At 55.2% G+C, this 23528-nt stretch carries 23 protein-coding genes and 1 tRNA gene; 16 read left to right on the forward strand and 8 right to left on the reverse strand.

Annotated features, from left to right (window positions below; translation table 11 throughout):
* Nucleotides 1-247: 247 nt before the first annotated feature.
* Nucleotides 248-1747, forward strand: coding sequence for a chromosomal replication initiator protein DnaA (gene dnaA / locus DG177_RS09225; RefSeq protein ID WP_337658682.1), 1500 nt, complete (start codon nucleotides 248-250; stop codon nucleotides 1745-1747).
* Between the two features lie 49 nt (nucleotides 1748-1796).
* Here the strand turns inward: dnaA and DG177_RS09230 are convergent, their stop codons facing one another.
* A complete protein-coding gene (locus tag DG177_RS09230) occupies nucleotides 1797-2492 on the reverse strand; it encodes a DUF4136 domain-containing protein (protein ID WP_337658683.1) in 696 nt (231 codons plus the stop codon).
* 271 nt (nucleotides 2493-2763) lie between these two features.
* Between DG177_RS09230 and DG177_RS09235 the strand changes: the two genes are divergently transcribed.
* Nucleotides 2764-3765 carry a hypothetical protein gene (locus DG177_RS09235; protein WP_108811206.1) on the forward strand — a complete coding sequence of 334 codons (1002 nt, stop codon included), beginning with the start codon at nucleotides 2764-2766 and terminating at the stop codon, nucleotides 3763-3765.
* Between the two features lie 77 nt (nucleotides 3766-3842).
* Here DG177_RS09235 and rpsT read toward each other — a convergent pair whose 3' ends face one another.
* Both rpsT and mutM read right to left on the reverse strand, forming a co-directional pair.
* Complete coding sequence (gene rpsT, locus DG177_RS09240) at nucleotides 3843-4106, reverse strand: 30S ribosomal protein S20 (RefSeq protein ID WP_108811207.1); 264 nt, start codon at nucleotides 4104-4106, stop codon at nucleotides 3843-3845.
* A 127-nt stretch (nucleotides 4107-4233) separates the two neighbouring features.
* Nucleotides 4234-5046, reverse strand: coding sequence for a bifunctional DNA-formamidopyrimidine glycosylase/DNA-(apurinic or apyrimidinic site) lyase (mutM, locus tag DG177_RS09245; protein WP_108812898.1), 813 nt, complete (start codon nucleotides 5044-5046; stop codon nucleotides 4234-4236).
* A 148-nt stretch (nucleotides 5047-5194) separates the two neighbouring features.
* Between mutM and DG177_RS09250 the strand changes: the two genes are divergently transcribed.
* From DG177_RS09250 to DG177_RS09280, 7 genes are all read left to right on the forward strand, one after another.
* A complete protein-coding gene (locus DG177_RS09250) occupies nucleotides 5195-5932 on the forward strand; it encodes a ubiquinone/menaquinone biosynthesis methyltransferase (RefSeq protein WP_108812899.1) in 738 nt (245 codons plus the stop codon).
* Between the two features lie 13 nt (nucleotides 5933-5945).
* Nucleotides 5946-7511, forward strand: a complete 1566-nt coding sequence (gene ubiB / locus DG177_RS09255) for a 2-polyprenylphenol 6-hydroxylase (RefSeq protein WP_108811208.1) — start codon at nucleotides 5946-5948, stop codon at nucleotides 7509-7511.
* Complete coding sequence (locus DG177_RS09260; protein ID WP_108811209.1) at nucleotides 7508-8779, forward strand: phosphopantothenoylcysteine decarboxylase domain-containing protein; 1272 nt, start codon at nucleotides 7508-7510, stop codon at nucleotides 8777-8779. The genes ubiB and DG177_RS09260 overlap by 4 nt, the downstream gene beginning before the upstream one ends.
* A 7-nt stretch (nucleotides 8780-8786) precedes the next feature.
* Complete coding sequence (gene dut, locus DG177_RS09265) at nucleotides 8787-9233, forward strand: dUTP diphosphatase (RefSeq protein ID WP_108811210.1); 447 nt, start codon at nucleotides 8787-8789, stop codon at nucleotides 9231-9233.
* A 35-nt stretch (nucleotides 9234-9268) separates the two neighbouring features.
* On the forward strand, nucleotides 9269-9673 hold the full coding sequence (locus DG177_RS09270; RefSeq protein ID WP_108811211.1) for a hypothetical protein: 405 nt from the start codon (nucleotides 9269-9271) through the stop codon (nucleotides 9671-9673).
* Nucleotides 9670-10452: a molybdopterin-synthase adenylyltransferase MoeB gene (locus tag DG177_RS09275; RefSeq protein WP_108811212.1), complete on the forward strand. Its 783-nt coding sequence runs from the start codon at nucleotides 9670-9672 to the stop codon at nucleotides 10450-10452. Before DG177_RS09270 ends, DG177_RS09275 begins: the two co-directional genes overlap by 4 nt.
* 69 nt (nucleotides 10453-10521) lie before the next feature.
* Nucleotides 10522-10932 carry an MAPEG family protein gene (locus tag DG177_RS09280; protein ID WP_108811213.1) on the forward strand — a complete coding sequence of 137 codons (411 nt, stop codon included), beginning with the start codon at nucleotides 10522-10524 and terminating at the stop codon, nucleotides 10930-10932.
* 9 nt (nucleotides 10933-10941) lie between these two features.
* On the opposite strand, the gene DG177_RS09285 is transcribed toward DG177_RS09280, so the two are convergent.
* The gene (locus tag DG177_RS09285; protein WP_108811214.1) at nucleotides 10942-11289 is read right to left on the reverse strand and encodes a GFA family protein; all 348 of its coding nucleotides are present in this window, start codon (nucleotides 11287-11289) and stop codon (nucleotides 10942-10944) included.
* On the reverse strand, nucleotides 11282-11986 hold the full coding sequence (locus tag DG177_RS09290; RefSeq protein ID WP_108811215.1) for a Sir2 family NAD-dependent protein deacetylase: 705 nt from the start codon (nucleotides 11984-11986) through the stop codon (nucleotides 11282-11284). The genes DG177_RS09285 and DG177_RS09290 overlap by 8 nt, the downstream gene beginning before the upstream one ends.
* A gap of 53 nt (nucleotides 11987-12039) precedes the next feature.
* Here DG177_RS09290 and dapB point away from each other — a divergent pair, with 53 nt between their 5' ends.
* From dapB to DG177_RS09325, 7 genes are all read left to right on the forward strand, one after another.
* Nucleotides 12040-12774: a 4-hydroxy-tetrahydrodipicolinate reductase gene (dapB, locus tag DG177_RS09295; RefSeq protein ID WP_108811216.1), complete on the forward strand. Its 735-nt coding sequence runs from the start codon at nucleotides 12040-12042 to the stop codon at nucleotides 12772-12774.
* A gap of 10 nt (nucleotides 12775-12784) precedes the next feature.
* The gene (nth, locus tag DG177_RS09300; protein ID WP_108811217.1) at nucleotides 12785-13423 is read left to right on the forward strand and encodes an endonuclease III; all 639 of its coding nucleotides are present in this window, start codon (nucleotides 12785-12787) and stop codon (nucleotides 13421-13423) included.
* 109 nt (nucleotides 13424-13532) lie between these two features.
* A complete protein-coding gene (locus DG177_RS09305) occupies nucleotides 13533-13949 on the forward strand; it encodes a hypothetical protein (RefSeq protein WP_108811218.1) in 417 nt (138 codons plus the stop codon).
* An 80-nt stretch (nucleotides 13950-14029) separates the two neighbouring features.
* A tRNA-Arg gene (locus tag DG177_RS09310) sits at nucleotides 14030-14106 on the forward strand.
* A gap of 275 nt (nucleotides 14107-14381) precedes the next feature.
* Nucleotides 14382-15008 carry an ImuA family protein gene (locus DG177_RS09315; RefSeq protein ID WP_337658684.1) on the forward strand — a complete coding sequence of 209 codons (627 nt, stop codon included), beginning with the start codon at nucleotides 14382-14384 and terminating at the stop codon, nucleotides 15006-15008.
* Nucleotides 14974-16446 (forward strand): Y-family DNA polymerase, encoded by a 1473-nt coding sequence (locus DG177_RS09320; protein WP_337658685.1) that lies wholly within the window; start codon nucleotides 14974-14976, stop codon nucleotides 16444-16446. Before DG177_RS09315 ends, DG177_RS09320 begins: the two co-directional genes overlap by 35 nt.
* A complete protein-coding gene (locus tag DG177_RS09325) occupies nucleotides 16446-19748 on the forward strand; it encodes an error-prone DNA polymerase (RefSeq protein ID WP_108811220.1) in 3303 nt (1100 codons plus the stop codon). Before DG177_RS09320 ends, DG177_RS09325 begins: the two co-directional genes overlap by 1 nt.
* Nucleotides 19749-19777: 29 nt before the next feature.
* Here the strand turns inward: DG177_RS09325 and DG177_RS09330 are convergent, their stop codons facing one another.
* The 3 genes from DG177_RS09330 to DG177_RS09340 are packed head-to-tail and all read right to left on the reverse strand — an operon-like array spanning nucleotide 19778 to nucleotide 23486.
* The gene (locus DG177_RS09330; RefSeq protein WP_108811221.1) at nucleotides 19778-20815 is read right to left on the reverse strand and encodes an ATP-binding cassette domain-containing protein; all 1038 of its coding nucleotides are present in this window, start codon (nucleotides 20813-20815) and stop codon (nucleotides 19778-19780) included.
* The gene (locus DG177_RS09335) at nucleotides 20812-22449 is read right to left on the reverse strand and encodes an ABC transporter permease subunit (protein ID WP_108811222.1); all 1638 of its coding nucleotides are present in this window, start codon (nucleotides 22447-22449) and stop codon (nucleotides 20812-20814) included. Before DG177_RS09335 ends, DG177_RS09330 begins: the two co-directional genes overlap by 4 nt.
* Entirely contained in the window at nucleotides 22440-23486 is a 1047-nt protein-coding gene (locus tag DG177_RS09340) for an extracellular solute-binding protein (RefSeq protein WP_108811223.1), read from the reverse strand. The genes DG177_RS09335 and DG177_RS09340 overlap by 10 nt, the downstream gene beginning before the upstream one ends.
* Nucleotides 23487-23528: the final 42 nt, after the last annotated feature.

Raw genomic sequence — 23528 nt, forward strand, 5'->3', positions numbered from 1 at the left:
TAATCGATTTTTCGACAGGTTGCCGCTGTCAATCTAATTATTTCATTTTTTTTACGTCGACAGCCTTGTCCGACTCGCTGCGACGCGCTTACTAAGAGACATCGGCTGGTGGTTACGGATTCGAAAATTCGGGCCTCTATGACATTGAAAAAATAGCGTTGAAAACGGGTTTTCAACATAAGGTTTTCTGTACCTTGCGGTTCCTTTGGCTGTGAACCGATTGGAAAGTTCAGGAAATTTCGGGCTGATGAGCGGTCCCGCAATGACGCGGGTGGAGATAATTCGGGGGATGTTAGTGGTACAAGAATCGGGCAAGGCGGGGATCAATTCAGCTATTGAGGCAACAGCGGTCACCGTGGAAAATCACAGTACAGAAAATCGGGACGAGCTTGTTTCTCAACTGGAAAACACATGGCGGACAATCTGTTCCGGGTTGCGCCGAGACCTTGGCGCCCAGATTTTTGGCCAGTGGATTAAGCCAATCAGGCTATCGCGATTCGATTCTTCCAATGGTGAGCTGCAACTCATCCTGCCTTCCGAATTTGCTGCGAACTGGGTGCGCGAACGATATGCTGATCGGCTCACTCTGGTCTGGAAAAACCATTATCCAGATGTCAAAACCATCACCTTCGCCGCCAAAGCGGGCACCGCGCGAATAGCACAGGTCAAACAAACCAATAATAGCGCGCGCGAAGATATTACTGACGCGCCATCCGGAAAATTCCGGCTCGACCTCGATCCGCGCATGACCTTTGACGAATTTATTGCCGGGAATAGCAATGTTCTGGCGCTCAACGCAGCGCAACGCATGGCATCTCCGGAGAAGCCACTGTTCAGTCCGCTGTATCTGCAATCTTCAACCGGTCAGGGCAAAACCCATTTGATGCATGCCATTGGCCATGCTTATCGCAGCGAATTTCCCGATGCGCGCATTATCTATATGTCGGCTGAACGGTTCATGATCGAATTTGTTTCGGCGATGCGTCGCAATGAGGCCATGGAGTTCAAGGCCGCACTGCGAGAGGCCGACCTTTTGATGATCGATGACATCCAGTTCATCGTCGGTAAAAACTCCACGCAGGAAGAATTTCTTCATACGGTTGATTCCCTCATCAGCCGCGGCAAGCGTGTTGTTGTTGCCGCCGACCGGCCACCACAGGCACTGGACGGCGTAGATCAGCGATTATTGTCACGCTTGTCCATGGGACTGGTTGCAGACATCCAGTCCGCAGGCCTCGAGCTGCGCCGCGACATTCTGCAGCACCGCATTGCCAGCATGCCACATCAGGATGTGCCGGAAGATGTGATCGAATTTCTTGCCCGGACAATTAGCCGCAATCTGCGTGAACTGGAAGGCGGCCTGAACAAGCTGCTGGCCTATGCCCAGCTTACAGGACGGCCGATCACCAGAGAGCTGGCCGAAGAACAATTATCAGATATATTGAGCGCGTGTCGCCGCCGGATCACAATTGACGAAATCCAACGCACGGTCTGTGAATATTATCGACTCGACCGGAACGAGATGTCATCCAAACGCCGTGCCAGAGCCGTTGCACGGCCGCGTCAGGTGGCAATGTATCTGGCCAAGGTTATGACACCGCGCAGCTATCCTGAAATCGGTCGCAAGTTCGGTGGCCGGGATCACAGCACAGTCATCCATGCTGTCAAACTCGTCGAGCAATTGCGCGGTGAAGATACAGAAATGGACAATGACGTCCGGATGCTGCTCCGTCAGCTGGAAAGCTGACCGAACAGACCGGGCGTTTAAATCATCGCATTGCGAAGACTATTGCTGGCTATTGTTTCTTTTCCGGCGCCACAGAGATTCGGACCCGTTCCCCGCTATTGCCAGGGAAGTCGGTAAACATCGCCTCGACCAGATTGGGCACCAGATAAGTCAGATTCTTGGATCGTGATCTCGCCTCTGCCTTGCCCTCAAAAAGGCGCTCGCCATCGGCTTGTCGGTCAATCTTCAAATCCAGCTCAGTGGTAAAAACCGTAAAGCTCCGAACTCCGCCATAGCCCGAGAAGCCATGGCCCCCAAACAGGAACGGATCGTGGAAACCATAGCGATAGCGATGGCGGCCGTAAAAACGATTGCGGCCGTAAAATCCGCCGCGCCGACCATAGAAACCGGTGGCGAAAAATGGATCATAATCGGCAACCACTTTTTCACGCCCAGTGTCGACGTCATAGTCCATGCTTACAATGAGCTGCGCCGCTGCCGGATCATCGCTGCGTTGATAACCGAGGTCGGCCATCCGCTGCTCCACTAGTGCCGCATATTGAGAAAACTCGATTCCACCGGACAATTCCGGATCAGACGCAACGACGGCAAAGCTTTGGCCCTGCGCTGGCGGTAGCGCTTCAAACCGTTGGACGTCTGCACGAAACGGGCTCGCACATGCGCCGAGTGCCAGAACAGCGAGAGGCGCGAAAATTGTCAATTTCAAATTCTTGGGCCCGGTAAATTTGGACACTGTCATCATCATTCCTTCCATTGCCCGCCATCTGGTGAACATCTTACTGATATCATACTGAACCACCATTGAACGACTATATAATTCGACTCACCGACGGTTTTGTACTTTTTAGACGAAATTTCTTGATCCTCCGTAATTCTATTCTCCACAAATTCATTAAAGCAGATTGTATTTTTTAGATCATTTGACGAACGCAACGATATTATTTTGACGCAAGCAAGCAGGATGTTAGACCATCGTAGAATATTTCTAGCGGATAGTATGAAAGAGTTATTTCGCCATGGATGAAGTCACCAGCGATGACCTTTGGGGCGGGCAGATAGTCCTTATATCCGATGACCCGAAGCTTCGTGCCCTCTATATTCAGGCAATCGAATTGCTCGGTGGGCAATGTATGCCGCTGGCCATGGATTTCACAGCGGACAATCTCGACCAAACATCCGGTATCGCTGCCATCGTCATTCATATTACAGAGTGGAACAAAGTCCAGGAAACGGCTTTGGGCAAGGTTGAGAACTTCTGTGAAACTGCAAGCCTGCCCCTGCTCATTCGCACTGATCTGGATCTGCTCGACTTCACGTTAGCGGCGGTCGCCTATCCCAATGTCGAACATTTGCTGAGCGACAGCGTCGCGGAACTGTTTGTTTCCCTCGAACATCGGACCAAGCAACCCATTAGCAGTCTCTTCGCTGACCGGGACGAAATTGATCTCTCGGATCTCAAGAACATCTCAATCGATGTCGAGCGGATTGCCAAGGCGCTGGTCCGATTATCAGCGACAGAAGAATCTGGCGAGGAACAATCCCTGATCGATAGCTCGTCTCCCGCAACGGAGACAGATGTTGCAGACTCGCCGGTCAGTTTCAAACCGATGCCATCGCCAGAACATCCGTTGGACGATACAAGCAATGAAGTTCCTAGTCGCCAGGGACACCAGATATCTGCCGCGGAAGTGCGTGGCCTGATCAAGGCCCGGCGATTGCGTGACGAGTATTTTAATACCGAACTTTTTGCCGATCCCGCTTGGGACATGCTGCTCGATCTGATGGCTGCACAACTCGAAGGCACTAAAGTGTCGGTATCCAGCCTGTGTATAGCAGCGAACGTTCCGCCGACGACCGCTTTGCGCTGGATCAAGAGCATGACCGGAGAGAAAATATTTGTCCGCAAAGCGGATCGACAGGATGGTCGTCGCATATTTATTGAGATGAGCGACGAAACCGCCGCTGGAATGGTCGGTTTTTTTGCCATGATTCGCCGCAGCGGATTGATGCTTATTTGATTCGAGCAAAAGAAAACCCGCCAGAAACCGGACGGGTGATTCTTTTCATCAGTCTATCCGGCCGCAGCCGGAACCGCTTATCCCAGCGCAGCAACCCGTTTTGTCAGGCGGCTGAATTTCCGTGATGCAGTGTTTTTGTGAAACACACCGCGTGCAACGCCGCGAGCCAGTTCTGGCTGAACGGCAGCAAGAGCAGTGGTTGCAGCGGCTTTGTCGCCAGCTTCCAAAGCTGCTTCAACGGATTTAATCTTCGTGCGAATCTGGCTCACGCGGTTCTTGTTGATGACCGTGCGGCGCTCGTTGCGACGGATACGTTTCTTTGCTTGCGGCGTATTAGCCATGAAATTTCCTCAAAACTGAAATGCTGGGTAGCCGACAATCGCATATGCAACCTCGGCTCAAGTCGGCGGTCATTAGCTTCCTAGATGATTCCCGTCAATAGCTTAGTCAAACCGGCACAGATGCATGTTAGCGTTGGCATTTCCGGCAGTAAAAGGTGGATCGGCCGCTATCGACTTTGCGCAGGACCGGGGCACCGCAGGCACAATCCTCTCCTTCGCGGCCATAAACAAGCCATTCCTTGGCAAAATAACCCAGTTCCCCGTCTGGCTGAACAAAATCGCGCAAGGATGATCCACCTGCAGCAATGGCGGCCGCCAGCACCTGTTTGATTGCCACGACCAATTTTTCATAGCGCGGCTTTGAGATACCGCCACCCATCCGGCTTGGCGAAATTCCTGCCATATGTAGCGCCTCACACACATATATATTGCCCAACCCAGCAACATTGCGCTGATCGAGCAGCAATTGTTTGATCGGCGCCTTGCGATCCTTGGTCACGGCCTTGAGATAGGAACCGGTGAAATCGTCTCCCAAAGGCTCCGGCCCCATTGCAGCGAACGGTCCATATTGCTCTATTTCGTCTGCTCGAACCAGATCCAGCGAACCAAAGCGCCGCGGGTCGTTAAGCACCAGCCGCCTGTCCTCCTCGGTTTCCAGAACCAGGTGATCATGTTTTTCCAGTTCCGCCGGGTCAATCCGCCATCGTCCCGACATACCTAGATGAAAGATCATCACGTCTCCACGATCCGTCTCGATCAGTCCATATTTGGCACGGCGCGCCAGTTGCGTCACCCTGGCCCCCGTCATCCGCTGGCGCAGGTCGATCGGGATAGGACGGCGCAAATCGGCCCGGCGTGGCTCCACCAGAGTTAGTCTTTTGCCCTCCAATACCGGCCGTAAACCGGCGACGGTGGTCTCAACTTCTGGTAATTCCGGCATCATGCCCCTCAAAATTTCGCAATTTCGCTCTGTCCAGCAGCTACAGGGTGATTGCAGTGCTGCCAAGCGTCGTCTAATGCTTGTCACTGAAAATAGCTCCTGGACAGATTCTAAGGGGCCGATTCCAAAGATACGAGCAGCCAATTTTATGATTGAAACCAAGACAGTCTCCTTCGGCTATGAAGAGGTGGATGAAGACGAAAAAGTCGGCCGCGTCGGCCAGGTCTTTTCCAGCGTCGCGAGCAAATATGATGTGATGAACGATGCGATGAGCGCGGGCACCCATCGCCTGTGGAAGGATCGCTTTGTTCGTCGGGTGAAGCCACGCGCAGGCGAGGAAATTCTCGATATGGCCGGCGGCACCGGTGATATTGCGTTTCGTATGGTCGACAGCGGAGCCAATATAACGGTGGCCGATATCAACCCAGATATGCTCTCCGAAGGGCTCGACCGCGCGATCAAAAAAGGAGAAGGCCGACTGGTCTGGAGCGAGCAGAATGCGGAAGAGCTAAACTTCCCTGATGCCCATTTCGACGCCTATACGATTGTCTTTGGTATTCGCAACGTCACGCATATCGAAAAGGCGTTGGCAGAGGCACATCGTGTCTTGCGCTATGGCGGACGCTTTTACTGCATGGAATTTTCCAAGACGCTGTGGCCCGGTTTTGACAAGGTCTATGATTTCTACTCGCATAGAGTTTTGCCAAAAATCGGCAAAGCCGTGGCAGATGATGAAGACAGCTATCGCTATCTGGCCGAATCTATTGACCGGTTTCCAGCGATGGAGACATTTCGCGGCATGATTGAGGATGCGGGCTTCGCACAGACCAAGGTTGAACCGATGATGGGCGGTTTGGTTGCCATCCATAGCGGCTGGAAAGCCTGAGCACCTATCTGACATGACATCATCCCGAACCCATATCTTTCGTTTGCTCAAATGGGGCCGCACGCTGGCCAAACATGGTGCACTACGCGACATAGAAAAGCATAAGACGACGCCCCCGCAAGTGCGCCGGCTGTTTCGGATTGCGCGGCTAGGTACAATCCAGCCGAAGACGCCAAATTATTCCGCCGCATTGCAAGCCATTGGCCCTGCCGCGATCAAGCTTGGCCAGACACTGGCAACGCGCCCCGACATTATTGGCGAAGAAGCGGCCCGTGACTTGCTGCAGTTGCAGGACAATTTGCCGCCGGTTGCCTTTGAAAAAATCGCGGAAGAAATCGAGGCAAGCCTCGGCAAGCCTATTAGTGCGCTCTACAGCCATATCGACCCGGAACCTGTCGGCGCGGCGTCCATCGCCCAGGTCCACCGTGCGACCACCATTGAAGGCAAGGACGTTGCGGTGAAAGTGCTGCGCCCTGGCATTATCAAGAAATTCACCGCCGATATTGAAACCTATGAATGGGCGGCGGCCCATCTTGAAGCCTTTGGCGGCGAGGCCAAACGGCTGCGTCCACAGCTGGTTATTGCCAATTTCCGTCGCTGGACCATGCGCGAACTTGACCTCCGCCGGGAAGCAGCATCGGCATCCGAACTCACTGAGCATATGGCCAATGTGGAGCAGTTTGAGATTCCAGCAATAGACTGGGACCGGACATCGGGGCGCGTGCTCACGCTAGACTGGGTTGACGGTATCAAAATATCGCGCCGAGATGACCTGATAAGCGCGGGCCATGATCTCAACGACATTGCCAACCGGCTGGTCCACACCTTTCTGAAACAGGCCATCGAGGCCGGTTACTTCCACGCCGATATGCATCAAGGCAATTTGTTCGTGAAAGCAGATGGGACAATCGTTGCCATCGACTTTGGCATCATGGGCCGCATCAATCGCAAAGCGCGCTTCTGGTTGGCCGAGATTCTCTATGGCCTTACGACCGGCAATTACAAGCGCGTGGCAGAAATCCATTTCGAGGCACAATATGTGCCCGATCATCACAATATGGAAGATTTTGCGACAGCTTTGCGCGCGGTTGGTGAGCCGATGCGCGGCAAACCGGTCAGCGAGCTTTCTGTCGGCGATATGCTCGACGGCCTGTTTGCGATTACACGCGATTTCGACATGGAAACCCAGCCGCATCTGCTGCTGCTGCAAAAAACCATGGTAATGGTCGAAGGCATTGCCACCGACCTTAATCCTGGCATCAATATGTGGGATACCAGCGGGCCTTATGTGAAAAACTGGATCCGCGGCGAATTGGGACCAGAGGCAGCGATTGCCGACCGGATCAATTCGGATATGGATACATTATTGATGCTGCCTGACATTGTCCGCCGGCTCGATCAGCAGCTTCCGCGTCAAGGCGGTGCTCCGCCGCCACCGCCCGTGGCCGATGTGGAGCTAATCTGGGAACGTCGCAAACCAGGCCAAAATGGCGGATTTTGGCGTTATGCCCTGACAGCTGTTATAGCCGCATCGGCAGGCGCTGGAGCGCTATGGATGTGGGGACAAAACTGGCTATGACAAAATCCAGACATATCCTGCTGATTATTGGTGGCGGTATTGCCGCCTATAAGGCCAGTGAACTGATCAGGCTTATCAAGAAGGCTGGCATGACGGTGCGCTGTGTTCTCACCGAATCAGGCGCGCAATTTGTTACACCCATGACTCTAGCGGCACTTTCCGAAAATGAAGTGCACACAACGCTCTGGTCGCTGAAAGACGAGACCGAAATGGGTCATATCCAATTGTCCCGCGAGGCGGACTTGGTCGTCGTCTGTCCGGCAACAGCTAATTTGATGGCCAAAATGGCTGGCGGTATTGCCGATGATCTTGCCACCACCCTGCTTCTTGCCACCGATACGCAGGTGCTCGCCGTGCCGGCGATGAACGTGCGCATGTGGGATCATCCGGCGACGCAGCGCAATATCGAACAACTCCGCACCGACGGTGTCATTGTCATGCCGCCCGACGAAGGGGACATGGCTTGCGGCGAATTCGGACCGGGCCGCTTGCCCGAGCCGCCTGCGGTAATGACCGAAATCATCCGCCATCTCGACGGCGATGCTGAACCAGCTGCCCTCATCGGTGAAAATGAACTCGGTCGCAATCCACTGGAAGGTCAGCCGGCTTTTGCGCCCGACCAGCATCGGCCGCTCCATGGAAAACATGTGCTCGTTACCGCTGGCCCAACGCGTGAACCGATTGATCCGGTGCGCTATATTGCCAACCGATCGTCTGGCCGTCAGGGTTTTGCCATTGCTGCAGCCGCGGCCTCAGCCGGCGCGCAGGTGACTTTGGTGGCCGGGCCGGTTCACCTGCCAACCCCAGCGGGCGTAATGCGAGTCGATGTGGAAACAGCCTTGGAAATGAAAGCAGCCGTGCACGACGCTTTGCCTTCCGATGTTGCGATCATGGTAGCCGCCGTCGCCGACTGGCGGGCAGACGCACGTGCGGATCAGAAAATTAAGAAGCAAAAGGGCGATGAACCCACGCCGCTTACGCTGGTTGAGAATCCAGATATATTGGCGGGCCTCGCAAAGCACGAGAACCGTCCAGATTTGCTGATAGGCTTTGCCGCCGAAACCGAAAAAATCGAAGAGCATGCCCGTGCGAAGCTGGCCAAGAAGGGTTGCGACTGGATTGTTGCTAATGATGTTTCCGGTGACGTCATGGGAGGCGCAGAAAACAGTGTGCATATTGTAACCTCTGACGGTACCGAAATCTGGGAACGCCTTCCCAAACCAGAAGTCGCCCGGCGTCTGGTCAGCAAAATCATTGAAGAAATTTGAGGGACGAATGTTTGAACCGATTGAGATAGCCGTGAAACGGCTGGATGGGGCTGGCGACTTGCCCTTGCCAGGTTACGAGACCAGCGGCTCTGCTGGCATGGACGTCCGCGCAGCCGAAGCGACTTCTATAGCACCTGGAAAGCGTGGTCTGGTCGGCACCGGTTTCGCTTTCGCCATTCCGGAAGGCTATGAAGTGCAGGTGCGCCCACGATCTGGTTTGGCGCTGAAGCAGGGGATTTCCGTGCTCAATACACCCGGAACGATCGACAGCGACTACCGCGGCGAGATAAAGGTGATCCTTGCCAACCTTGGCGAAGAGGACTTTGTCATCAAGCGTGGCGACCGAATTGCTCAGATTATTGTGGCGCCTGTGCAACGCGGAAATCTCGTGGAAGTAGCTGATTTAGATAAAACTACACGAGGTTCTGGTGGTTTTGGTTCCACCGGTATATAAATTCGAATTGGAAAGCTCTTAGAAAGGAATGACCTATGATTGACCTTCTTCTTGCCATGGCTCTCGCCAGCACCACTACGCAAAATGGTGATATTGCCTCTGCCATGCCAACGGATTATTCCGCTTTGGAAACGGCGCAATTTACCAAGCCAATCTACTATGCGGCGCGTCATGAACTGGCAGCGGAACGTGCAGCCAAGAAAGCAAAATGCAAACTGCCGACCGCTGAGCAATGGGTTCATGCCAGGATCGAAGCGGCAATATTGGTCACTCCTAATGGCAAGCTAGCCAAAGTTGTTCCGGTGGAAAGCGGATGCCGGGAATTGGAAACCTATATGGTCAAACATCTCAACAAATATGGCAGCAAAGCCGGCCCGATATCAAATGGCAGAAAGAACACCTGGTATAAAACAGCGATGCATTTTCGCTGGCCTGAATGAGCGCGCTAACCGACGACCAGCTTGATCGATATGCGCGCCATATCGTCCTGAGAGATATTGGTGGCATTGGTCAGAAGAAAATTCTTGATGCCCATGCGCTAATCATTGGTGCCGGTGGTATTGGCTGTCCGGCGATCCAATATCTGGCAGCCGCCGGAATCGGTGCACTGACGATAGTTGATGATGATGTCGTGTCCTTGTCCAACCTTCAGCGACAGGTTCTTTTTTCGACGGATGATGTTGGAAAACCGAAAGTTGATGTTGCCAAAAGGGCCGCGCAGGGGATCAACCCGGATGTCACAATAAACGTGGTTAATCAAAGGCTTACCGCGCAGCATTTTTCCGGCGATGCTGCAGCATTTTTTGCGCAATTTGACGTGATCCTCGATGGTTCGGACAATTATCAGACCCGGCTGCTCGTATCTGACTATTCGCTTGCGCACCAAGTTCCGCTGGTATCGGCGGCGATCGGCCAGTTTCAGGGGCAGCTTGGTGTTTTTCGCGGCTGGGAAACAGACAAGCCCTGCTATCGCTGCTTTGTCGGCGATGCACTCGATCCGGATAATTGCGACAATTGTTCGGAAGTTGGCGTGCTCGGGGCCATGGTGGGACTGATGGGTAGCTTTGCCGCCATGGAAGCGATCCGCGTGGTTACTGGCTTTGGTGATGATCCAGCGGGCAAGCTGCAACTGTTCGACGGCCTCAAGCCTTCGATGCGCAGTCTCAATCTGCCCAAGGACCCCGAATGCAAAAGCTGCGGAGAACCTGCAGAGAGCTAGTAGCGGGGCAGCCAATTGCCTTTCTCCCGATATTGCGCAATTGTCGCTGACAACAGGGGAGACAAGTATATGACATTACCAGTAACCGCCTTAACCGCCGCCATCTGCGCCTTGCTGATGATATTTCTGATATTTAAGGTCATCGGTCAAAGGCTGCGCACCGAGACCAGTTTCGGCACCGGCAGCGATCCGAAAATGGACATGGTGCGCGGTTGTCATTCCAACCTGGTCGAAAATGCGCCGATAGCGATCTTGCTGCTCGCCTTGCTCGAAATGACCAACGCCCACCACTGGACTCTGACCGGATTGGCGGCGCTGTTTCTGATCGGACGGATGATCCATATATATGGCATGTATCAACATTTTGCCGACAAGACGGTCCGGTTTCGCCAGCTCGGCGTTACATGTTCCACATTGTCCATCCTCGCAATGGCACTTTGGGTGATCTATCTTTTTGTGACGGTTAATCTGCTAAACTAGCATGCCGATCTAAAGACTGGCCCCATCCACTTCCCGCACGGGCAAGTGCTGCCAGTCAACCGGATCAAATATGCGCATATTCACCGCCATGCGATCCGGCGGTGCCGTGCGCGGTGTCCAATGGGTATGCGATCCGCAATGCTTGCAATTCCACAAAGTGATCATCTTGTCGCCCTGCACATAGCTGTTCAGCATTTCCGGCTGCGCATCGATAGTCACAACATCCGGATTCCAGTAACCGCCTCGCCAACCCGTTTTCCGGCACAAGGAACAATTGCACTGCAATGTCTCTTCGGGTGGTGCCGGAACCGTGATCTGCACTGCGCCGCAATGGCATTGGCCCTTCATCTCACTCATTGGTCAATATATCCTCAACCCATGCGGGGACCAGATCTCCGGCCTTGCCCATGCGGCTTTCATCGAAATAGAGGCTGCCGTCAGACGGATCCAGATTCATCTCCAGCGTCTTGGCCCCGTAATGCTGCGCTGACCGGACAAACCCGGCCGCCGGATAGACCGCACCAGAGGTACCGATGGAAACGAACAAATCGCACTGCGCCAAAGCCAGCTCGATCCGCTCCATCTGATAGGGCATTTCGCCAAACCAGACGATATCGGGCCGCAGCGCGATCTGTTCACAATGGGGACAGGCCGGGCCGCTGGACAGATTTTCGGTCACCGCAGAGCGCTCGCCACAGGCCAGACATAATCCGCTCAAAAGCTCGCCATGCATGTGAACCAGCCGCTGTGATCCGGCCCGGTCATGCAGGTCATCGACATTTTGTGTCACCACCAAAAGATCGCCACCCCATCTCGCATCCAGTCTGGCCAGCGCCTTATGCGCCGCATTGGGATGGACGGTCTGCAAAGTGCCGCGTCGTTCATCATAAAATTTCTGAACCAGTGCCGGGTCCCGCTGAAATGCTTCTGGCGTCGCGACATCCTCCACCCGGTGCCCTTCCCACAGACCATCAGGCCCGCGAAAGGTTGCAACGCCGCTTTCCGCGCTAATCCCCGCACCGGTTAGAATGACAATATTGTTTATTTCGCGCATAACGCTATGCCAGCAGCTTCAGCCCAATAATGCAAGCCTGGGGATAGGGAAACATGACATCAATCGGGATAATCGGAAGCAAAGGCCGCATGGGTCACGCGCTGGTCAACGCTATTGGCGAACAGCAGGAACTGCACCATGCAGGCGGCGTGGATCAGGACGATGATTTTGCCGAATTGCTTGCCAAGAGCGACGTGCTGGTTGATTTTTCCATGCCAGATGAGCTGAGTCAGCGGCTCGATTCATGCGCCGAAGCCGGCAAGCCGCTGCTCGTCGGCACCACCGGACTTGAACCCGCCCATCATTTGTCGATCGATGCCGCCGCAAAGACTATTCCGGTACTGCAGACCGGCAACACATCGCTGGGCGTGAACATGCTGGCGGCGCTGGTAAAGGAAGCCGCGGCGCGCCTTGGTGATGACTGGGATATTGAAATTGTTGAAATGCACCACCGGCATAAAGTCGATGCGCCGTCCGGCACCGCCATTTTGTTGGGCGAAGCCGCTGCACAGGGGCGCGGAATCCGTCTCGAGGACAGCAGCGAGCGCGGGCGGGATGGACAGACCGGCGCACGGGAAAAAGGCGCGATCGGCTTTGCATCACTGCGCGGCGGATCGGTGGCCGGCGACCATCAGGTTATTTTGGCCACGGATGAAGAACGCATCGAATTGGGCCACCGCGCCGAAAACCGGATGATTTTTGCACGCGGCGCGGTCAAGGCAGCGCTATGGCTGACCCAGCAGCAACCAGGCCGCTACGACATGACCGATATGCTCGGCCTGAAATGAGTGTACGCACATGAAAAAGGACGATATTTTCGAATTTTATTCGCGGCTGGCAGCCGACAATCCATCGCCCGAAACAGAATTGAATTTCGGCAATGTCTATCAGCTGGTTGTTGCCGTAGCGCTGTCCGCCCAATCCACCGATATTGGCGTGAACAAGGCGACACGGCTGCTTTTCCAGCAAGTTAAAACGCCGCAACAGATGGTCGATCTCGGCCTTGATGGCCTGAAAGAGCATATCAAGACTATCGGGCTTTATAATACCAAGGCAAAGAACGTCATCGCTCTGTCTGAATTGCTGATCTCCGATTATGATGGAGATGTTCCCGCGGATCGCGATGAGCTGACCAAGCTGCCTGGTGTGGGCAGAAAGACCGCGAATGTTGTTATGAATTGCGCCTTTGGAGCGGAAACCTTTGCCGTCGATACACATATTTTCCGGGTCGGAAACCGCACCGGACTGGCACCGGGAAAAACCGTATTGGCGGTCGAGAAAAAGCTCGAGAAACAAACACCCGGCCCGTTTCGTGTCCACGCCCATCACTGGTTGATCCTGCACGGCCGCTATATCTGCAAGGCGCGCAAACCGGAATGCTGGCGCTGTCCGGTCGCCGACCTGTGCCGGTTCAAAAAGAAAACACCTGCTCCCTGATACAAACGCCCTGACCCGCCAAAGGCTCGGATCGCCGTTCAGCTTTCAGAAACCCTAAGAGGCGTATTTTTTTCGAGATGGGTCAATTTTGAATATTAGGAGAGATCTTATGAAACTGTTAGTTCCGGCCCTGATCGGTGCCGCCATCGCGACGACTGGCGTCGCCTATGCTGGCGAAAAACGCTCGAAAGACGATAAATATATTATCGAAAAAGTCGGCGAGCCGAAAAGCTGCATCAACCGGTCACAGATCCGTTCAACCGATGTTATTGATGATAAGACGATCGACTTCAAAATGCGCAACGGCGACATTTATCGCAACAATCTGCCGAACAAATGCAGCGGCCTGCGCTTTGAAGAAGCCTTTTCCTACCGCACGTCAACCAACCGGTTGTGCAATGTCGATATTATCCGTGTGCTGGATAGTACGGCAGGACGCATAGACACACGCGGCGCTTGTGGTTTGGGACGGTTTCAGGAAATCACCAAGACCAAACGCGAAAAGGCGGAAAAGAACGAAAGCTAAGTTAGCGCCGTTTCTGCAAAATTAGTGATTGGCAAAGCGGCCTGCCCGCTGCTAAGCGCTCTGTCGGTATCTGATACCAAGCACCCGTAGCTCAGCTGGATAGAGCGCTGCCCTCCGAAGGCAGAGGTCAGAGGTTCGAATCCTCTCGGGTGCGCCATTTCATGGCTGTTTGCTCGGTACTTTTGGCTTAATCTTCCCATCATGACACTGTCGTTGCGGGTGTTGCCTGACATCGCTTGGCCCCTGCTTTGCGGAGCGAAACCGACATTGGAATATGCGGCGATCCATCTGCAATTAGCGGATATTATTTCTCTTCCAGTTGCAAAATATACGAATCATATTAGAACATATAGAGAACATAAGTTAGGATTCTCTGTGCAGTGCGAAACTGGAAACGTTACAAGATTGCCTTTAAAACGGGTGGGGGCACCCGTGAAAAGTGGCGGAAACATGCTGTCGGAGGCATTTCCTGCCACGGCGTCCGATGCGGGAGCTGTCGGATTTATCTTGTCCGAATTGCGGCGCATATCCGGAGCGATTCTCTGGATTCAGGACCGCCAGTCACAAATGGAATCCGGACATCCTTATTTGCCTGCTTTGCCCGGCCGGTCGATGATTCAGGTCGACCTGAACCGTCCTGTCGATGTTCTATGGGCTGCCGAAGAAGGCTTGCGCTGCCAGTCTCTGGGCGCCATTGTCGCAGAATTGTGGGGCGATCCGCGCGCATTGACCTTCACGGCAACCAAACGGCTGGCACTCAGAGCGGAGCGTCACAAGGTTCCGTGCTGGCTGATCCGCCGGGGTGCCTCGCCCGATCTGAGCGCGGCGCGGAACAGGTGGCGCATCGCCTCTGTGCCATCGCATCCCCATATCCACGACTCGCAAGCGCCCGGCGATCCGCGCTGGCAGGTCGAGCTGTTCCGCTCACGCACGCAAGCGCCTGGCACATGGGTGGCGAGCTATGACCGGGCGGCGGATAATATCAATTTTTCTGCCCCATTTCGCGATGGAGCGCTGGTCCAGGATGATGGAACGGAGCGGAGAAAAACCGCCCGCTGATGCCGCGACCATTTTGGCCGCCGAAGCCCAGCATGGCGCCATCATCTATGCTACAAACCAGGCGGCACGACTTGCGAACATAGCCGAAGGTGCCAAGCTTGTTGACGTCAAGGCGGTCTGCTCTGACCTGCGTGTTGAATATGCCGATATTGCAGGGGATATACTGGCACTGAAACGGCTGATGCTCTGGGCCCGTCGCTGGTGCCCGTGGACTGTCGTGGATGGCAAGGATGGTCTTATTCTGGAAACCACCGGCGCGGATCATCTTTGGGGCGGCGAAGCGCAGATGCTGGACGAGATCGAGGCCCGCCTGTCTTTGCTGGGAATGACAACGCGGCTTGCCATAGCACCGACATGGGGAGCGGCATGGGCTTTGGCCCGATATGGTCAAGTGAAGACGATCTGTCCGAAAGACGAAATATCAGAGATGCTGGCGCCTTTGCCGGTGAGTGGTTTGCGCCTTGATGCCGAGACACTGATCTTGCTGCACCGCCTTGGGCTCAAGACGATCGGGGCCTTGGCAAAGGTACCGCGCCTTTCCCTTACACGGCGATTTGTACGGGCCACACTGGATGGCAATCCGTTGCTCCGCCTCGATCAGGCCATGGGGCATCTTGCGGAACCCGTGGCCAGTGTGGAAGCCCTGCCGAAGGTCAAGGCGCAAGTGCGTCTGGCAGACCCTATCCAGGATCCAACCCACCATTTGCCCGGCCTATGCGTCGATTTATGTGTACAGCTGACGCGCCGGGATCTTGGCTGTCGCCGCTTGCATCTGACGGTATACCGGACGGACGGCGAGATCAGCACCATTGCCGCAGCCACATCTGCACCGACCCGTGATGCCCGGCATTTGCAGCGGCTTTTTGATGACAAGCTTGAACGGATAAATCCTGGCTTTGGCTTTGATCTCATCACCTTGGAAGCCAGCGTAGTGGAACCCGTTGCGTGCGTGCAGAATCAATTGGACGGAAAGGCCGAGGATGACCTTGCCTTGCCGCACCTGATTGATCGTCTCACTGCGAAATTTGGCCCCCATGCTGTCAGGCGGCCGGTCCTGCACGAAAGTCACATCCCGGAACGTGCAGAAATCAGAACAGCCGCGCTGCATGATGAACCATTGTCCAGAACCTCTCTCGTCGCTGAAGAGCGCCCCATCCGGCTGCTGTCACTGCCAGAGGAGGTGCGGGTGGTCTATGCTGTGCCGGAAGGTCCGCCCGCACAGTTTATATGGCGCAGACAGACCCATAAAGTTGTCCGCCATACAGGCCCCGAACGGATTGCCCCGGAATGGTGGACAGACCGCGCGGGCACACGGTTGCGTGATTATTACAAGATCGAGGACCAGTCCGGCAAACGTCTGTGGCTCTATCGCGAAGGACTGCATGATGATGGACGCGGTGGCGATCCGCGCTGGTTCGTGCACGGGATGTTTGCCTGATGCCCGAGATGGACAACCAACGTCCAAGGCGCACCTTGGATGCAGAAGGCCTGACGCGAAACGCCGCTGCGCCTTATGTCGAGCTGGGCGTAACGACATGCTTTTCATTTCTGCGGGGAGCGTCTGATGCTGTCGATCTTGTCTCGACAGCATGGCAGCAGGGCTATGATGCTCTTGGCGTTGCTGATCTCAACAGCATGGCGGGCGTCGTAAGGCTTCATGCAGAAGCGCTGAAAGCACATATACGCCCTGTCATCGGATGCCGCCTGCGGCTCATCGGCGGTGAAGAGTTTCTGGCCTACCCTCGTGACAGAGAGGCTTACGGACACCTGTGCATGCTCCTGTCCAAAGGCAAGATGCACAATGCGGAAGGAGAATGGCAGGCAAAAGGCGCCTGCGACATCTCACTGGATGATCTGGTCGCTCATGCAGAAAATGTGCAACTCATTGCGATACCGGGCGACAATATGGAATATTTTGCTGCCGGCTTGCCCGATCTGGTCCGCGTTTTACCGAGCCTGCGTCACATCGCAGTCAGCTATCTCTACCGCAGCAATGATCGCGCAAGGATCAACTTTCTGGACCGTGTGGCGCAAGATAATGGCCTATCCATTCTTGCGACCAATGATGTCCATTATCATGCCCCTGACCGCCGGCCTTTACAGGATATCCTGACATGTATTCTGCATAAAACCACAATCACCCAGGCTGGATTCATGCTTGATGCCAACGCAGAGCGGCATTTGAAATCACCGGACCAGATGGTGACTCTGTTTGCCGAATGGCCGCATGCCATCCGCGCGACCCGCGATGTGGCAGATGCCTGCACCTTCGATCTGCGGCAGCTGTCCTACGAATATCCGCAAGAAACAATCCCGGCAGGGCGCACACCACAGGAATATCTGACTGAGTTGACCTGGAAAGGGGTCAAAGACCGCTATCCGGACGGGACACCGCACAAGGTACAGATGACTCTGGAAAAAGAACTCGCACTGATCGAGAAACTCGACATCGCGCAATATTTCCTGACCATCCATGACATCATCCAATTTGCCCGTCATGAAGTGAGCCCACCCATATTGTGTCAGGGACGCGGGTCTGCGGCAAATTCGGCCGTGTGCTATGTCTTGGGGATCACTGCCGTTGATCCCAGCAAAAATGATCTGCTTTTCGAACGTTTCATCAGCGAAGAACGTGTCGAACCACCTGATATAGACGTCGATTTCGAACATGAACGCCGCGAAGAGGTCATTCAGCATATCTATGAAAAATACGGTCGCGACCGCGCCGGCCTTTGCGCAACGGTTATCCACTACCGCCCCCGCATGGCCGTGCGTGAAGTTGGCAAGGTCATGGGTCTGTCGCCGGATGTCACAACGGCATTGGCCAAAACCATCTGGGGCAGTTGGGGCCGTGAGGTCGGGACAAAGGAGGCGATTGAGGCCGGACTGGATCTGCGCGATCCATTAATCGCCCGCACGATCAAACTGGCCGACCAGATGATCGGGATGCCGCGCCATCTCTCACAGCATGTCGGTGGTTTCATTTTGACGGAGACCCCGCTGACGCGCACGATCCCCATCGGCAATGGTGCGATGAAGGACCGCAGTTTCATCGAATGGGACAAGGACGATATTGATGAGCTGCGTATCCTCAAAGTCGATGTCCTGGCACTGGGGATGCTGACCTGTATCCGCAAGGCGTTTGACCTGATCGCAGCCCATCATGGCAAACGATTTGACCTGGCTACCGTTCCGCAAGATGACATCGCCGTTTATGATATGCTGTGTAAAGGGGACAGTGTCGGGACATTCCAGGTCGAAAGCCGGGCCCAGATGAACATGCTTCCACGCCTGAAACCAAGGGAATTTTACGATCTGGTCATTCAGGTCGCGATTGTCAGACCGGGGCCAATTCAAGGCGATATGGTCCATCCATTTCTGCGCAGACGTACAGGGAAAGAAAGCATCATATACCCGTCCCCCGGCCCCCAATATGATCCTGATGAGTTGAAGAATATCCTCCACCGGACCTTGGGCGTGCCGATATTTCAGGAACAGGCAATGAAAATCGCCATTGATGCCGCCAAGTTCAGTCCGGCTGAAGCGAACGAGCTGCGTAAGGCGATGGCGACATTTCGATCGCGCGGGACAATTGAAACGCTGCAGGACAAAATGGTCGGACGGATGGTCGAGCGCGGCTATGATCCCGAATTCTCCCAGCGATGCTTCGATCAAATCAAAGGATTTGGGGAATATGGATTTCCCGAAAGCCATGCCGCCAGCTTTGCGCTGCTGGTCTATATTTCGAGCTGGATCAAATGCCATTACCCGGATGTTTTCTGCACCGCATTGCTGAACTCCCAGCCTATGGGTTTTTATGCACCAGCACAGATTGTCCGCGATGCCAAAGAACATGGTGTCGCAGTGCGCCCGCCAGACGTAAATTATAGCGATTGGGACAATAGTCTGGAGCCGGTTACGCCGGGCATATTTGCCGTCCGCCTTGGGTTACGACAGGTAGACGGCATAGCCATGACCGTCGCGAAGCGCATCGTACAGCCTCGCCACACTCCCTTTACGGACATGCAGGACGTCAAGACCCGTGCGCATGTGGACAGCGGGAGCATGCGCAAGCTGGCCGCGGCTGATGCGTTTCGGTCGATCGGACTGGATCGCCGCCAGGCACTTTGGAACAGCCGGGCATTGCGCGATGCACCTGATTTGCCGCTGTTCAATAATCAACGCGACGAAGGTCCGGATATTGATTTCACTTTGCCCCAGATGCCCCTGTGCGAACATGTTGTCGCCGACTACCAGACCCTGCGCTTGTCGCTTAAAGCCCATCCGATGGCCTTTTTACGACGAAGCATGTCACGCCAGGGCTATACCAGCTGCGATGATCTCAAACATATGCGTAACGGACAACGCGTATCGCTTGCTGGCCTCGTCTTGATCCGGCAGCGCCCGGGCAGTGCCAAGGGCGTGTGTTTCATCACATTGGAAGATGAAACCGGTGTCGCCAATCTGGTGATCTGGCCGAATGTGATGGAGGAATATCGCAAAGCCATCATGCAGTCGCGGTTGATAGACATACGCGGCATCATCCAGCGCGACTCCGATGTCATCCATGTTGTGTCAGATCATCTGACGGACCGGAGTGATGCACTGCAAAGACTGTCCAATGATATCATGGATGTGCCGCTGGCCCGTGCAGATGAAGTACGCAAGCCCCTGCCCCATAGTGTTCATCGCCACCCCAGAGACGTCCGCATCATTCCCAAATCACGGGATTTTCACTAGCGTCATTTGCACTGATCATGCGTAGCCAGCTATTCCGCCTGCACAATGGTTGTCAGCACCGGGTCCAGCGTAACGGTCACTGCTTTTGCGGGGTCCAAAGGCGAAGAAGCGGGCGCTCTTGCCTCCCAGCATTCGCCGGATGATGCCCTGACCCTGACCGCATTGGTCGCACCCAGTGGATGGGACTGCACAATCGCAAAAGGTCCGTCTGGCTTTTGTTCCAAGACCACGCCCTCGGGTCGCACCAAAAGCGTTGCATCCGTACCATCGGCAAATCCATCCGCCTTTACCGCGCCAAATGGCGTGTGAAGAACACCCTCCGCAACCGGGCCTGACCATTCATTCACTTCACCAAGCAAGCGCGCACCGGTCAACGACTGCGGCTTCAGATAGACTTCTGAAGGTTTGCCAGACTGGATCACAGCGCCGTCGACCATCAAGGCCAGCTCATCCGCCATGAAAAGCGCTTCTTCCGCATCATGAGTAACCACCAGAACCGCAGCCCCGGATTTCTTCAGTTCGCGCACCGCCATGTCGCGCAAATCCGCGCGCAGCCGGGAATCAAGACCAGAAAAAGCCTCATCAAGAAGCACGATCTCTGGCTCGGGAGCGAGCGCGCGGGCCAACGCTACCCGCTGTTGCTCGCCGCCAGACAATGTGTGCGGATAAGCCTTGGCCTTGTCATCCATCTGTACCGCTGCCAGCCGGTCCATTGCTGTTTCGCGGCGCGTCGCGGCCGTGCCGCTACGCAAGCCGAACATGACATTATCAAGCGCCGTCAAATGCGGAAAAAGCGAGAAATCCTGAAATACCAGTCCGACACTACGCTGCTCTGGTGGAATGATCACCTGGCCTTCGGTCAGCTTTTGGTCCGGACTTGTCACGATACCGGCATCGACGTCCTCAAGGCCGGCAAAAACGCGCAGCAATGTTGACTTGCCTGCTCCCGACGGACCGAGGACCGCCGTAATCGTCCCGCGCTTGAGATCCATGTCGACAGAATCGAGTACGCGCCGACCCCGCCAGGATTTTGTCAGCGCACGCGCCTTCATTACAACATCGGTCATGGTGCGCTGCTTTCTGCTTGCCGCCGCGACACCAGCCAACTCACCAAGATCATGATCGGCAGGCCCAATCCGACCAGCATCAGGGACGGCAAGGCTGCCTGTGCCAGCCGCTCATCAGACGCATAGTGATGCGCACTCACCGCAAGTGTCTCAAAATCCAACGGTCGCAATATCATTGTCGCGGGCAATTCCTTCATGACTTCCACAAACACGAGTAATGCTGCTGTTGCAATGCCGCTGAAAGCAAGCGGAACATGGATGCGCCCGATGACTGCCCAGCGATTGGCGCCAAGCGAGCGAGCCGCCTGATCCATGCTAGGCGTAATCCGGACCAGCGCACTTTCGCAAGGTCCTATAGCCGCAGCCGCAAATCGCGCCTGATAGGCGAACAGCAATGCGACCAGCCCCCCGCCCGCAATGTTTGGTGCAGCAAGGGGTGAAACGCTGTCGAGTAAATCCTGCATAGCGGCCAGAATGACGATTACACCAAGAGCCGCCACTGCACCGGGTACCGCATAGCCGGCATGCGCAGCGCGAACTGAGGCTTGGGCAAACCATCCACCCGTGCGGGCCGCGTAGGCAGCGCCCAGTCCGAGAAACGCAGCGACGAGCGCGGATAGCGAGGCGACGGTTATCGTGCCCCAAAAGGCATCAATGGGGGAACGCACCGGCTGTGTTTCCAACGCCAGGGTCAGGAGATGCAAGCCCGGAGCGACCAAACCGAGCAGAACCGGGATGGCGCAGCACAGGCAGACGAACAGTGCAACCGGACGTGACAGTGCAACCCGGTGTTGCGGACGGTTGCGGCCACCTAGCTCTGCGACCCGAGACCGGCGGCGAACCAGTCTTTCGCTACCAAAAATGAATAATGTGACAATCAGCAATATGAGCGCCAGGCGCGCAGCAGCTTCTGGGTCGCCAAAGGAAATCCATGACCGCAAAATTCCAACCGTGAAGGTTGGTGTGCCGAGGAAATCCACAGTGCCATAATCTGCGAGCGTTTCCATGACCACTAGCGCGGTGCCTGCCATAATTGCAGGACGAGCGAGCGGCAGAGTGACTTTCCTGAACGCTTGCCATGGCCCTGCGCCCAATGTGCGCGCGGCTTCGAAACTGTTGGTGCCGTTGCTCTCAAAGGCCTGTCGCGCCAGCAGATATGTGTAGGGATAAAAGGATATGGAGAAGATAAATCCAGCGCCCAAAAGACCACTAACCGTCGGGAACAATCCACCAGTGGCGTCATGGACGGGCCCGCCAACAGCGGTCATCGACATCCAGGCATAAGCAGAAACATAGCTTGGCATCGCCAGAGACAGAGGCAGCGCGACCAGCAACAGTTTGCGGCCCGGAAAATCATAACGTGTCGTTAGCCAGGCGGTTGGCACCCCCAGCAAGATCGTGCCGATGACGGTAATCACAACGAGCGCAGCAGAATTGCTGACATAGCTGGCCAGCTGGGTGTCGATTAGATGGCCCATATGAGAACCACCGCCAGTCAGCGCCATCGGGATCAGCGCCACAACCGGCAGCGTGCAGACCAAAGCCGCAAAAACGCCAAATGGCGCGGGACCGATCCCGCGCCACCTTTGCTTGTTATGATGCCCGATTGCGTTCAAATGATGGGTCAGGGCCAACCGGCTCGGTCAAACAACCGTTGTGCTTCCGCCTGATTCTCACCCAGCTTTGACAGGCTGATCGGATCTTCTTCAAATTCACCCAGTGTTTCGAGCGCGGCATTTTCATATTCAACCGATGGAACCGCCGGATATTCGTTGGTCAGTTCGGCAAAAAAGCGCTGCGCTTTCGGGGTCATTGCAAATTCAATGAAGCGCCGGGCCAGGTCGGGGTTGGGCGCGTGTTTCGCGACGCCAGCTCCCGATACGTTGACATGGACACCCGCTTCACTGTTCGGCCAGTATACGGCAAGATTCTCGACGATTTTCTTGTCGTCATCATCGTTCATCAGGCGCGCAAAATAATAGTGATTCACCAGGGCAATGTCACATTCGCCAGCGGCCACAGCCTTGATCTGATCAGTATCGCCGCCCAGCGGATCACGGGCAAAATTGCTCGCCACGCCGCTCGCCCAGGACTGAGCCTTTTCGGTTCCCCAGCGATCGACAAGCGCTGCAAGCAAGGAGATGTTGTAGATGTTACCGGAAGAACGGGCGCAGACCTTGCCTTTGAAAGCAGGGTCGGCGAGCGTTTCGTAACCGGTGAGCTGATCCGCATTAACCCGGTCCTTGGCATAGACAATGACGCGGGCACGTTTGGCCAATCCATACCACAAGCCATCAGGATGACGCATCGCGGCCGGAACCGTTTCATTGAGGTTCTCTGACTCTAGGGGCGCGAAAAGCGCTTCCTGCTCTGCTCGCCAGAGCCGGCCTGCATCGACCGTGACAATCACGTCAGCCGGGCTGCGCTCGCCATCTGCCTTGAGACGCTCGACAAGCAAATCGCCGTCGGCTTCAATTGTGCGGACTTCAATGCCGGTCTCTTCTTCAAAGGCTTTGTACAAAGCATAATCAGAATCGTAATGACGCGAAGAAAAAACGATCAGCATTTTTCCTTCATCGTCACCGGACCCAGCGCCATCGCTAGACGGTCCGCCATCGCATGCGGACAGGGTCAGTGCCGCAATAATCAAACCGAAGATACCAAATCGCATATATTGTTCCTTAAACAGTGGGATCGATGTCCCCAAACTTGC

The sequence above is a fragment of the Sphingorhabdus sp. Alg231-15 genome, assembly GCF_900149705.1.
Classification (GTDB): Bacteria; Pseudomonadota; Alphaproteobacteria; order Sphingomonadales; family Sphingomonadaceae; genus Parasphingorhabdus.